General features: G+C 41.6%; 12 protein-coding genes and 1 riboswitch. Of the genes, 10 read left to right on the top strand and 2 right to left on the bottom strand.

The annotated features are described in order from the left end of the window. Window positions 1–7: 7 nt before the first annotated feature. Window positions 8–1021, bottom strand: coding sequence for an EF-P beta-lysylation protein EpmB (gene epmB / locus I6F54_RS06215; protein WP_033010032.1), 1014 nt, complete (start codon window positions 1019–1021; stop codon window positions 8–10). 41 nt (window positions 1022–1062) lie between these two features. Here epmB and efp point away from each other — a divergent pair, with 41 nt between their 5' ends. Then, window positions 1063–1629, top strand: coding sequence for an elongation factor P (gene efp / locus I6F54_RS06210; protein ID WP_010555265.1), 567 nt, complete (start codon window positions 1063–1065; stop codon window positions 1627–1629). A gap of 56 nt (window positions 1630–1685) precedes the next feature. Continuing rightward, window positions 1686–2660: an elongation factor P--(R)-beta-lysine ligase gene (gene epmA / locus I6F54_RS06205; protein ID WP_197140353.1), complete on the top strand. Its 975-nt coding sequence runs from the start codon at window positions 1686–1688 to the stop codon at window positions 2658–2660. 395 nt (window positions 2661–3055) lie between these two features. On the opposite strand, the gene I6F54_RS06200 is transcribed toward epmA, so the two are convergent. Next, entirely contained in the window at window positions 3056–5173 is a 2118-nt protein-coding gene (locus I6F54_RS06200) for a TonB-dependent receptor (protein WP_197140351.1), read from the bottom strand. A gap of 84 nt (window positions 5174–5257) precedes the next feature. Here I6F54_RS06200 and I6F54_RS06195 point away from each other — a divergent pair, with 84 nt between their 5' ends. From I6F54_RS06195 to I6F54_RS06160, 8 genes are all read left to right on the top strand, one after another. After that, the gene (locus I6F54_RS06195; RefSeq protein ID WP_197140349.1) at window positions 5258–5656 is read left to right on the top strand and encodes an acyl-CoA thioesterase; all 399 of its coding nucleotides are present in this window, start codon (window positions 5258–5260) and stop codon (window positions 5654–5656) included. Window positions 5657–5782: 126 nt separating this feature from the next. Next, a complete protein-coding gene (locus I6F54_RS06190) occupies window positions 5783–6181 on the top strand; it encodes an META domain-containing protein (protein ID WP_010555269.1) in 399 nt (132 codons plus the stop codon). A gap of 107 nt (window positions 6182–6288) precedes the next feature. Then, window positions 6289–6403, top strand: a riboswitch (TPP riboswitch). Between the two features lie 143 nt (window positions 6404–6546). After that, on the top strand, window positions 6547–8499 hold the full coding sequence (gene thiC, locus I6F54_RS06185; RefSeq protein WP_231616997.1) for a phosphomethylpyrimidine synthase ThiC: 1953 nt from the start codon (window positions 6547–6549) through the stop codon (window positions 8497–8499). Between the two features lie 105 nt (window positions 8500–8604). Further along, window positions 8605–9615, top strand: coding sequence for an FAD-dependent oxidoreductase (locus I6F54_RS06180; RefSeq protein ID WP_165740920.1), 1011 nt, complete (start codon window positions 8605–8607; stop codon window positions 9613–9615). A gap of 7 nt (window positions 9616–9622) precedes the next feature. Further along, window positions 9623–9817: a sulfur carrier protein ThiS gene (gene thiS / locus I6F54_RS06175; RefSeq protein WP_002960781.1), complete on the top strand. Its 195-nt coding sequence runs from the start codon at window positions 9623–9625 to the stop codon at window positions 9815–9817. A 5-nt stretch (window positions 9818–9822) separates the two neighbouring features. After that, window positions 9823–10614 carry a thiazole synthase gene (locus I6F54_RS06170; RefSeq protein ID WP_024592345.1) on the top strand — a complete coding sequence of 264 codons (792 nt, stop codon included), beginning with the start codon at window positions 9823–9825 and terminating at the stop codon, window positions 10612–10614. A gap of 9 nt (window positions 10615–10623) precedes the next feature. Beyond that, complete coding sequence (gene thiE, locus I6F54_RS06165) at window positions 10624–12159, top strand: thiamine phosphate synthase (protein WP_197140347.1); 1536 nt, start codon at window positions 10624–10626, stop codon at window positions 12157–12159. 20 nt (window positions 12160–12179) lie between these two features. Next, entirely contained in the window at window positions 12180–12929 is a 750-nt protein-coding gene (locus I6F54_RS06160) for a HesA/MoeB/ThiF family protein (protein WP_197140345.1), read from the top strand. Window positions 12930–13188 lie beyond the last annotated feature (259 nt).

Here is a 13188-nt window from a genome sequence, read left to right as displayed (position 1 = left end):
TGCTGTTTTAAATTAGCTTAAGATCGATAGGTGTTTTGCTTTTTTGACCACCGATTTCTCTTACTAATTTAGGCACTAAAAATCCAGGCAGAGCTTTTAATAGCTCTGCCATTATTTCAATTGCTTGCGCTTCATTAATATCAAAGTGGCTCGCCCCTTCAACTTTATCTAGCAAATACAAATAATACGGCAATACGTCTGCGTCAAATAACGCTTCGCTTAAATTTATTTGCGCATCGAGCGTATCGTTCACATCTTTTAAAATTACAGCTTGGTTTAAAAGCGTTACGTTTGCTTGTTTAAGCTTTTGCATAGCTGCTTTAAAATCAGCGTCTATTTCGTTGGCGTGGTTTATGTGATTAATAAAAATAATTTTTAATGGCGATTTTGCTAATCGTTCACATAACTCATCGGTAACTCGCGCCGGTATAACTACTGGCAAGCGGCTATGAATTCGCATTCGTTTTATTTGTGGTAATTGCTCAAGCTCATCCAAAAACCAGCTTATTGCATCGTCTTTGGCCATCAGTGGATCGCCACCACTTAAAATCACTTCGTTTATATTGCTATCTGATTTTATATAGCTCAGTGTTTCTAGCAGACTTTTTTTATTGAGTTGGTTTTCTTGATACGGAAAATGCCTTCTAAAGCAGTAACGACAATTTACAGCACAGCCGGTTTTAAACATCACCAAAACACGCGATTTGTACTTATGTAAAAGGCCTGGTTGGTCGTTATCTTGCTCAAGTAGGGGATCTTTATTAAAACCCGATTTAGTCAAAAATTCTTGATGGCGTGGCATAACTTGTAGCAAAAGAGGATCGTTTGGATCGCCTTTGCGTATTTTTTTTATAAAAGGGATAGGCACGCGTACCGGAAATAAACTACGGGCTTTTAGGTCGTTTTCATGGACTTGGCTCGATAAACCGACCATTTCAAGCAAGGTTTTTGGGCAGGTAACTACATTTGCTAATTCTTTTTGCCAGTTTTTATGCAAATTTGCTTCATTTCTTTGTATCATTGGCATGTAGATTACTCGAAAAAATATAAATAGAGGAAACGATGGCGAATTATAGCACCAACGAGTTCAAGGGCGGCCTAAAAATTATGATGGACGGCGAGCCTTGCAGTATCTTAGAAAATGAAATGGTAAAACCTGGTAAAGGTCAGGCGTTTAACCGTGTTCGTATCCGTAAACTTATCTCTGGTAAGGTGCTTGAAAAAACCTTTAAATCGGGTGAATCAGTTGAAGGTGCTGATGTAATGGATACTGATTTAGCGTATCTATACACAGACGGCGAATTTTGGCATTTCATGAACAATGAAACATTTGAGCAAATTGCTGCTGACGAAAAAGCACTAGGCGATTCAGTAAAATGGTTAGTTGAAAATGATTTATGCACAATTACATTATGGAACGGCAGCCCTATTGCTGTTACACCACCTAACTTTGTTGAGCTTGAGATCACTGAAACAGATCCAGGCCTTAAAGGCGATACAGCGGGTACTGGTGGTAAACCAGCAACGCTTAGCACAGGCGCTGTGGTACGAGTTCCATTATTCGTACAAATTGGCGAAGTAATTAAAGTAGACACTCGTAACGGTGAATACGTAAGCCGTGTTAAGTAAGCTTTAACATTGTTTATAAAATCCCAGCTTACGCTGGGATTTTTTTTGGAGAAAATATGTCAGCAGATCTTTGGGCCCCAAGCGCAAGCATTGAAACACTAAAACAACGCGCATCGATATTACGTCGCATCCGTGAATTTTTTTATGTACGTGATGTTTTAGAAGTAGAAACGCCAAGCTTAAGTGCTGCCAGTGTAACCGATGTGCACTTAGCTAGTTTTAATACCAAATTTGTAGGTCCAGGGCATGCTGGTGGGCTTCCTCTGTTTTTACAAACATCTCCAGAGTTTGCCATGAAACGCTTGTTAGCAGCAGGCTCAGGCGCTATTTTTCAGCTTTGTAAAGCATTTAGAAATGAAGAAGCGGGTAGCCATCATAATCCTGAATTTACTATGCTGGAATGGTATCGCCCAGGCTTTGATGAATTTACACTTATGGATGAAATGGATGAGTTAATGCAACTTGTTTTAGGTGTCGAGCCTGCAACTAGACTTACTTATCAGCAAGCGTTTGAACAAGTACTCGGCCTCGATCCTTTAACAGCAAGCATAGAGCAATTAAAGCAACTAGCGTGTAAGCAGGGGTTTGCTGATATAGCCAAAAATGAAACGCATAAAGATACTTTACTGCAATTATTATTTTGTATGAAAGTGGAGCCAACAATAGGACAAGAAAAACCGTGTTTTGTTTATCATTTTCCAGCTTCTCAAGCGGCCCTTGCACAAATTTGTGAACATGATGCACGCGTAGCAGGGCGCTTTGAGCTTTATTACAAAAATATGGAATTGGCTAACGGCTTTAACGAATTAACAAATGCTAGTGAGCAAGCTAAACGATTTAATGATGATAACACATACCGCGCTAACAACGGTTTAAAGCAAGTACCAATGGACACGCGTTTAATTAAAGCGCTGGAGCATGGATTACCACAATGCGCAGGGGTTGCTTTGGGGATTGATAGGTTGGTAATGCTCGCAACAAATAAAGAGAAAATTAAAGACGTAATAGCGTTTGATGTTCAAAGAGCGTGATGCTTAGCCTGTAGGCGTAGGTAGAATATTTGTAGGTGCGAATTTATTTCGCGCTCGTGTAATTTAACTTTATAAAAAAGCGAGGTATAAAACCTCACCTACAATAAACATCAAACCCAACAACATACGCTAAACCTGTAGGTGCGAATTTATTTCGCGCTCGTGTAATTTAACTTTATAAATAAGCGAGGTATAAAACCTCACCTACAATAAACATCAAACCCAACAATATACGCTAAATCTGTATGTGCGAATTTATTTCGCGCTCGTATAATTTAACTTTATAAAAAGCGAGGTATAAAACCTCACCTACAAATAAAAACACCGCGTTTAATTTAAACGCGGTGTTTTTATTTGCTTGCTGTAGCTTTCATTTGAAAGCCAACGGCTGTGCTTTACAGATTAAGCGTAAACGTAACACCTGCTACACGAGGCTCACCTAATTGTGTATAGGTATGCGTTGCGTAACCATCTTGTGGGTCATTACCAAACTCAAAACCACGTGTAGGGACTGTTTCGTCAAACACATTACGAGCCCATGCGCGAACTGCCCACATGTCAGCTTCGTAGCCAAAGCTTAAGTTAACTAAGTTGCTGCTTGGTGCCTGTGAGTTATGACTATCTGAGAAGTAGTAGTCGTCCTTACCTTCAACACCAATCATACCGTAAAGCTCACTTGTAAAGTTATAGCGAGCAGTAAACGCATACTGGTATTTAGGTGACTGTGCTTGCTCACGACCGTCTTGGTTTAAGCCAGACTGCGTTACAAAGTCATCTATTTCAGTGTTTAAGTAACCAGCACTACCCGTTAAAAATAGATTATCAGTTAGTTGGTAACTACCTTCAACTTCTAATCCGTAGTTGCTACCAGAACTTGCGTTATCAACATAACCGGTAAATTGCTGACCTTCTACTTGCCATGCTTTTAACTGAATATCGTCGCGGTGCATGTAAAATGCAGCTAAGCGAAGCGTAAATTTGTCATCAAGCGATGAGCCTTTAACACCAAATTCGCCACTCCATAAATATTCAGGGTCGAAACTGGTGTGTTGCTGGAAAAAATCAGCGCTTAGGTTTAAGCCTTCATCTTTGGCTTTAGCAAGCGCTTCTGAGTTAATACCGCCAGCTTTGTAGCCACGCGTAATGCTGGTGTAGATCATAGTGCGATCAATCACTTGATATTCAAGTGCTATTTTACCGCCAACCATTACGTTGTCAGTGTCTTGTATAAAGCCATTACTATCGGTGTAGTCGCCTTGGTATTGCTCTACACGTAAACCTGTAATTAATGTTGTTTTAGGGCCAATTGGAGTCGCTACTTGACCATATACTGCAACGTTACTCGTTTCGTAAGTTGAAGAAAACGGGCTTGCTAACCATGTGTATTGGCGCTCTAAATCAACGTCACGGTTTTGGTAATAAATACCCGCAACCCAGTTACCTGTTTTAGAATTAAACTGTAAATCTACAGATTGATCATCGCGATCGCGGCTATAGAGATCGGTTGAGCTGTATCCATCTGGATGTAAGCCCGCAGCACATAGCTGTGGCTCGCTTGAGTCATTACAACCCCAGTCTTCATCAAAACTATAAAGCAGCTCGGTATCAATAGCCGATAGGTTTAGATTTACATCAAAAGCGTCAAAACCCGTGTAAGTATTATTAATACCTATAGCGTAGCTTTCTTGAGTATCTTGGCCTGGTTCATCGGCAACACTATTGCGGCTGTTATCAAGCGTAAACGCATCGTAACCATTGTTTATATCAATATAGTGAAGATTTAACTCAGTATTTAAATGCTTTGTAAGCTGACTGTTTATTTTAAAGCGGGCTACTTGTTCGTCTTGATTTTGAGTTTCGTCATTTAAGTACAAGTTATCTACGTAACCGTCTGACTTTCTGCGAAAGTAGCTAACGCGTGCGCTAGTGTCATCTGTTAAGCCTGTGCTTGCTGCAATACCAGCTTCGCGGGTGTTGTAAGTACCAGCACCTACTTGTAATTTTAAACTTGGATCGCTCGTGGCTTTAGCTGAACCCATTTGGATCATACCGGCCATACCGTCTGCGCCAAAGCGTGTACCTTGTGGGCCACGATAAATTTCTACTTGGTCTATATCAAATAATAATGAGCTGCCACCAAGACCAGAATAGTTAATACCATCAATAACTAAGCCTACAGATGGATTAATAGGGTCTACAAATTGTGAGCGAAGTCCCACGCCACGAATTTGGATGTAACGACCACGCGACGCACCAGATGCAAAATTTACATTGGCGGTACTGCCTAACATTTCGTCTAAGTAACTTGCACCACGTTGATTAATTTCATCTTCGCTGAATAAGCTCGCACTCGCGCTTAAAGTTTGAATGCTTTCGCGCTGAAAATCGCCGGTTACAACAATTCTTTCTAGGTCGCTATCATCAGCGTTAGCTGCAATTGGTGCACCAAGCAGCGGTAAAAGTGCGGCAGTAATTAAAGACAAACGTAAGTTCATTGGGTTACTTAACTCCATTTTAGGGACTCGTATGGTAGCAATTATTTAAACACATGTGCTATAAACGCGGCAATTATACGTTAAATAATCAGGATTACTAATATGACCTTTAAAGTTGACTTCAAAGTACGTGATTACGAATGTGACTTACAAGGCATCGTAAATAACAGTGTTTATTTTAATTATTTAGAGCATGCTCGCCATGAATTCTTGTACGTACACGGTATTGATTTTGCTCAATTAGCGAAAGATAAAATTAACCTAGTCGTGATGCGCAGCGAAATGGACTATAAACATTCACTACTACCAGGTGATGAATTTTATGTGGCTGTGGAACCGCAGCGTATTAGTCGTTTAAAATTTGCGTTTAAGCAAACGGTTATACGTAAAAGCGATGAAAAAGTAATGCTCAATGCAATGGTTATAGGAACGTCTGTTAATGAAAAAGGTAGACCGTTTTTACCAGAGCAAATAGATAACGTATTTAAAACTACAACTTAGTACTTAATCGCATAACTTTTGAACTATCATAGAACAAAAATTTACATTTAAAACATGCATTTTTAACGGATAAAGGGCATAAATATTGTTACAATTACATTAATTAGACAATTAGTTAGTAGTAGCATGAAATTAGCAGCAATACCGATGCTTATAGTCGGTTTATGTGTTGGTTGCGCATCAACAGGGACGGTTACCAGTGAGCAGCTTAAATACACCCAATGGCAATTATCACGTGTTGATGGTTTAGCAATTCCACCTTCGTTTAATGCATCAATGAGCTTTATTGAAGCACTGCAAGTAAACGGTTTTGCTGGCTGTAACAAATTTTTTGGTGAAGGCTCGCTTGAAGAAAGTAACCTTACCGTAAGTAAATTAGGAATGACGCGCAAGTCGTGCGGCGAAGACCTTGATGAGTTTGAGCAGCAGTTATTACAAGCCTTAAAGCAAGGTGCTGAGCTTAAAATGCAAGACCAGCAATTAGTCATGCAAGGCGAGCAAACATTTGTGTTTATCCCTAAATAATTTTAAGTTTTTGAAAAACAGCCCCTTGCGGGCTGTTTTTAACTGACGTACACTCAGCGCAGATTTGATGGATAACACCTTCAAATTAACGAACAGAATTTATATATCAATACTTGTCGGAGTGCCAAAGCTAAGTAATTAGTTTTTGGCTGAGATCGCGAAAGCGGGATCCGTGAACCTGATCAGGTTAATACCTGCGTAGGGAACAAGCTGCCTAAAATGGGACGCTTGTGCGTCTTTTTTTATGCGCACAATAAAGTGATTTTGTTTATTTTAGGCTGCAAAGTAGCATGTACGCTACTTTACGATCTTTCTCTATTCCTCGGAATATCTGACAAGACAACCCTTAAGCAATGAGGCAAGTCATGTCAAATACTACAAATAAAGCGTCACGCCGAGAAACTCGTGCTGCCGCGTCTGAATATATTTATAACTTAACGGGTCAACCGTTTCCAAATTCTCATAAAGTATACGTTGAAGGCACTCAACCTGGTGTGCGCGTTGGTATGCGTGAAATCACATTAAGTGATACGTTTATTGGCGGTACAGATGAAAACCCTGTTTATGAGTCAAACGATCCGCTTCGTGTTTACGATACGTCGGGCCCGTATACCGATCCTAATTTTGAACTTGATGTACGCAAAGGCTTACCAAAATTTCGTGAACAATGGATTGAAAGCCGTGGCGACACCGAGGTTTTAGAATCAGTGACGTCGCAGTTCTCGCAGCAACGCATGGCAGATGAAGGGTTAGATCATATTCGCTTTGATCACCTTCCAAAAATTCGCCGTGGTGTCGCTGGTAAAAACGTAACGCAAATGCACTACGCACGCCAAGGGATTATTACTCCTGAAATGGAATACGTAGCCGTTCGCGAAAATATGGGACGTGCAGAAATTCGTAAAAAATTATTAGCAGCGCAGCATAAAGGCGAGTCGTTTGGCGCGAGTATTCCTGAATTTATTACCCCAGAATTTGTACGCGATGAAATAGCCCGTGGTCGCGCTATTTTACCAAATAATATAAACCATCCAGAAACAGAACCTATGATTGTAGGCCGTAACTTTTTAGTAAAAGTTAACGCCAACATTGGTAACTCATCAGTAAGCTCATCGATTGAAGAAGAAGTAGAAAAAATGGTGTGGTCTACCCGCTGGGGCGCAGACACCGTGATGGACTTATCAACGGGACGTTACATTCACGAAACGCGTGAATGGGTTGTACGTAACTCGCCTGTACCTATTGGCACAGTACCGATTTATCAAGCGCTTGAAAAAGTAAATGGTGTGGCTGAGGATTTAACGTGGGAGATTTTCCGCGATACGCTTATTGAACAAGCCGAGCAGGGTGTTGATTACTTTACTATTCATGCCGGTGTACTGCTTCGTTACGTACCAATGACGGCTAAACGTGTAACCGGTATTGTGTCGCGCGGTGGCTCAATTATGGCTAAGTGGTGTTTAGCGCATCATAAAGAAAACTTTTTATACACGCACTTTGAAGACATTTGTGAAATTTTAAAACAATACGATGTGTGTTTTTCACTCGGTGATGGCCTTCGCCCAGGCTCGATTGCTGATGCCAACGATGAAGCGCAGTTTAGTGAGCTGCGCACATTAGGTGAACTGACTAAAATTGCGTGGAAGCACGACGTACAAGTATTTATTGAAGGCCCAGGGCATGTGCCAATGCACATGATTAAAGCCAATATGGATGAGCAATTAAAGCATTGCGACGAAGCGCCTTTTTATACATTAGGCCCGTTAACGACCGATATTGCACCAGGGTACGACCATATCACCTCAGGTATTGGGGCGGCCCAAATAGCATGGTACGGCTGTGCAATGCTTTGTTATGTAACACCTAAAGAGCATTTAGGTCTGCCAAATAAAGAAGATGTTAAAGAAGGCTTAATTACCTACAAAATAGCTGCACATGCCGCCGATTTAGCAAAAGGTCACCCAGGCGCGCAAGAGCGTGATAATGCCTTATCAAAAGCACGTTTTGAGTTTAGATGGCATGATCAATTTAATATTGGTTTAGATCCAGAGCGTGCTCGCGAGTATCACGACGAAACCCTGCCGCAAGAGTCAGGCAAAGTGGCTCACTTTTGCTCTATGTGTGGTCCTAAATTTTGCTCTATGAAAATTAGCCAAGAAGTACGCGATTACGCTAAAGATTTAGAAACACGTGGTATTGATCCTAATAACGCTGGCGACGCTATTGAAATAAAAATGGTTGATGTAGAAGCCGAAATGAAAGCTAAGTCAGCTGAGTTTAAGCAAACAGGCTCAGAGATTTACCACAAAGCGGTATAGCAAGAATTTAGATGCAGATGTAGGTGAGGTTTTATACCTCGCTTCTTTAAATATTGGAGAAGTGCGAGTGAATTTGCACCTACTAATAACTGCTTTGGAGGTTTTATGTTTTATAACATTGCTGTGGTGGGTTTTGGTTTAGCAGGGCGCTTAGCTGCCCTTGAGTTAAGTAAGTTGCATCATGTAACGGTGTTTGAAGCAGACGATGAGCAAACCCCAAATAGCGCAGGTAAAGTGGCTGCAGCAATGCTGGCACCGCTGGCTGAGTCGGTGTTATGCGAGGCTGATTTAGCTTTAATGGGGCTTGATTCAATGAAGCGCTGGCCCAGCATTATTGCAGAACTTGAAAGTGAGGTTTTTTTTCAGCAGCAAGGCACTTTGGTCATTGCGCACCAGCAGGACAAAGGCGATTTACAAAGCTTTGCACAGCGTATAAAACCGCTAGCTGATCACACTGCCGAGCATATAAATGCTCAACAAATTACAATGCTTGAACCTGAACTTGCAGGGCGTTTTAACCAAGGTCTATTTTTACCCTGCGAGGGGCAAATAGATAACCAAGCATTTTATAAAGCCAGCTTTGCACAGCTCAACAAACGCAAAGTAAAGTTTGTATTTAATCAGCGCGTAACCATTGGCGACAACAAAATAAACAATCGACCCTTCGATTACATTATTGATTGCCGTGGGCTTGGTGCTAAAAATACTCAAGATGATAAACCGCTTAGAGGTGTGCGCGGCGAAGTAGCAAGGTTATACGCACCAGAGGTAAGTTTAATCAGGCCTGTGCGTTTAATGCACCCGCGTTACCCAATTTATATAGCGCCTAAACCTAACAGTGAATATGTAATTGGTGCGACTGAAATAGAGTCACAAGACAATGGTGCCGCAACCGTACGCTCAACTCTTGAATTACTTTCAGCGGCTTATACCGTACACAGCGGGTTTGCCGAAGCACGACTACTTAGTATTCAAACCGGATTACGCCCTGCATTTAGCGATAACCGCCCAGAAGTATCACAAGTTGGTAATGTAATTAGCATTAACGGTTTGTATCGACATGGTTATATGTTGGCGCCGGCATTAGTGGCGCAAGCAGTTTCACGAATAGAGTGAGAGTAGAATGAATATTACAATTAATGGCGAGCTACTTAATGTTAATAGTAAAGCACTCGTTGAGGTACTTCAAAGTTTTGGTGCAGTCGCGCCTTTTGCTGTGGCTGTTAATGGCGAATTTATTCCACAAAGTCGGCACAGTAACTATGTACTTAATGAAGGCGACAGTGTTGAGTTGCTGTCACCCATTCAAGGCGGATAAAGCTCATGCAAACTAAAGACTGTTTAACTATTTATGGAGAGCAAATAAAGAGTCGTTTATTAATAGGCTCTGCACTTTATCCGTCGCCCGACATTATGACCCAATCGATAGTCGCCTCTGGCGCTGAAATTGTAACCGTGTCGCTTAGGCGCCAACAAAGTGCAGCGGCAGGTGATGATTTTTGGCAGTTAATAAAAAATACCGGTTTAAAAATACTCCCTAATACTGCAGGGTGCCACAGTGTTAAAGAAGCGATAACGCTTGCAAAAATGTGCCGAGAGGTATTTGCCACCGACTGGATTAAGCTAGAGCTGATTGGCGATGATTACAATTTACAGCCTGACCCTTTTGCGCTACTTGAAGCCACAAAAATATTAATTAATGATGGCTTTAAAGTATTGCCTTATTGCACCGATGACTTAGTACTTTGCCAGCGCTTAAATGAGCTAGGGTGTGAGGTGCTTATGCCGTGGGGGGCGCCAATAGGCACCGGTAAAGGCTTGTTAAATAGCTATAATTTAAAAACTATTCGAGAGCGCTTACCCGATACCACATTAATAGTAGATGCCGGTTTAGGTTTGCCATCGCATGCCTGCCAAGCACTCGAAATGGGGTATGATGCGGTATTATTAAATTCAGCCATTGCAGGGGCGGGTTGCCCAATTACTATGAGCCGCGCATTTAAAGCCGCAGTTGAAGCAGGGCGCTTTGCATATCAAGCAAAAGCAATGCCTGAAAAAGACGTTGCAGCCCCATCAACCCCAACAATGGGTATGCCATTTTGGCATCAGCAGTAAGGAAAGAATATGAATAACGTAGTATGGACAATTGCCGGTTCTGATTCTGGCGGCGGTGCAGGTATTCAAGCAGATATAAAAGCAATGCAAAGTTTTGGTGTACATGGCTGCACGGCAATTACGGCGCTTACTGCACAAAATAGTTTAGGCGTAGAGGCTATTAATGCAGTGTCTACCGATATTATTGAATCGCAGTTACTAGCGCTTGAAAAAGATATGAAAGCCAAAGTGATAAAAATTGGCATGTTAGCCAATGTGCAGCAAATTCAGTTGATCAGCGAACATATAAGTCATTATAAAACTAAGTGGCCTGTGCCTCCCGTTATTGTATATGACCCTGTCGCTATTGCCTCAAGCGGTGACTTACTAACAGAAGAAGACACGGTAAGCGCAATAAAAGAATGTTTACTGCCGCTGGTGGATGTAATAACCCCAAACACCCACGAAACACAGTTATTAACCGGTGTGTATTTAATTGGCCCGGCTGCAATAAAAGAAGCGGCTAATAAGCTATTAAGCTGGGGCGCAAAAGCCGTTGTTATTAAAGGCGGACATTGGGATTACCCAAGTGGCTACTGCATTGATTATTGTATTGATAGTAATACGCAAAGTGGTGAAGAATATTGGTTAGGCAATCAAAAAATACAAACACCGCATAACCACGGCACCGGGTGTAGCATGGCTTCGGTAATTGCTGCGTGTTTAGCTAAAGACTACCCATTAAAAGATGCCTTTATTTTAGCTAAGGCATATATAAACCAAGGGCTAAAGCAGTCGGTACGCTACGGTGAGGGGATTGGGCCGGTTGCTCATACATCGTTCCCTACTAATTTAGCTGACTACCCACAAGTTATTGAGCCTGGTAGTTGGCTGGGTGATGAACTAGATTTTGATGTACCGCTTGATTTTAATATGGCGGCTGATTTTGCACCTTGTGAAAGTAAATCGCTGGGCTTATATGCGGTTGTTGATAGCACCGATTGGTTAGAAAAGTGCTTACAACAAGGCATTAAAACAGCGCAGTTACGCGTTAAAAATAAAACGCAAGACGAGCTTGATGCGCTCATTAAGCAAGCTGTTGAGCTGGGCAAGCAATACAACGCACAGGTATTTATAAACGATTACTGGCAGCTAGCTATTAAGCATGGTGCGTATGGTGTGCATTTAGGGCAAGAGGATTTAGAGATTGCTAATTTAGCGGCAATTAAAGACGCTGGGTTAAGGCTTGGGCTTTCTACTCATGGTTTTTATGAAATGCTGCGTGCGCATAATTATCGCCCTAGTTATATGGCATTTGGTGCTATTTACCCAACCACAACAAAAGACATGACAGGGCAAATACAAGGTCTTGAAAAGCTGATCAAATTTGTACCGCTTATGCAAAGCTATCCAACGGTAGCAATAGGCGGTATTGATTTAAGCCGTGCAAAGCAGGTAGCGAAAACTGGCGTGGGTAGTGTTGCCGTAGTGCGTGCGATTACCGAGGCTGATAATTACGTAGAGGCTATAAGTGCTCTGCAAGTAGCCATAAGTACTGCACATTAATACTAACAAGGTCAGTGAAAGTGAATGAGCTAAGCGATAAAGAAACCCTACGTTACAGTCGCCATTTATTGCTTGAAGAAGTTGGGCTTGAAGGGCAGTTAGCACTTAAATCCTCAACGGTTGCAGTTGTGGGTGCTGGCGGGCTAGGTAGCCCCGCGCTTTTATATTTAGCTGCGGCGGGCATTGGAACGCTTATTTTAATTGACGATGACGAAGTTGAGCTTTCAAACTTACAGCGCCAAGTGCTTTATAAAATAAACCACTTAGGGCAAAACAAGGTCGCTGCAGCGGGTAAAGTATTAGCGAGTCTTAATAATCAAATAGACATAGTAACGCATTGCCAAAAGTTAGATGAGAATAATGCAGCTAACATTTTAAAAGGTGCCGACATCGTACTTGATTGCTCTGATAACTTTAGCACTCGCTATTGCGTTAATCGTTATTGTATTGCTAATAAAACACCGTTAATTTCTGGTGCTGCATTGGCAACTAAAGGGCAGTTAATGGGCTTTGATTTTAGGCAAAGTGATAGCCCATGTTATGGCTGTGTTTTTCCACAAAGCGAAGCTACACCGGTTATAAATTGCAGTAACGCAGGAGTGATTAGCCCGCTACTTGGTGTAATAGGCTCTATGCAGGCGCAACTTACGCTCAACTTATTAATGGGGCATGCAGAGGGATGTGTATTTATAACGTTTGATGCGCTTACTTTAAAGCAGCAGCACTTTAAAGTGATTAAAGATTCAGAGTGTAAAGAGTGTGGTAAATAGGTTTTTGAGGGGCTTGTGCCTGTTATTACATGTGGCGTTAAAGAATTAAAAGCTGCGCTTTTCGCGTGAGCAAGCTTCACGCCTACAGTACATCAAAATTCTTACACCAAACTTGTAGATGCACAGCTTGCTGGCGTGACGAGCAAAGCTCGTAATTTCTATGCCAGATGTCTTCTCATTTACGGAGTTTTTCAAGTTAGTTGTCGCATCAAATTAAATTTTATGCCGCCCGCATTGCTTCTTTTTTCTCTGGATTTAA

Source organism: Pseudoalteromonas sp. SWXJZ10B (assembly GCF_015864475.1).
In the GTDB taxonomy this organism is placed as follows: Bacteria; Pseudomonadota; Gammaproteobacteria; order Enterobacterales; family Alteromonadaceae; genus Pseudoalteromonas; species Pseudoalteromonas arctica.
The sequence above is the reverse complement of the archived record's forward strand: the minus strand, read 5'-3'. Positions and strand labels throughout refer to the sequence as shown.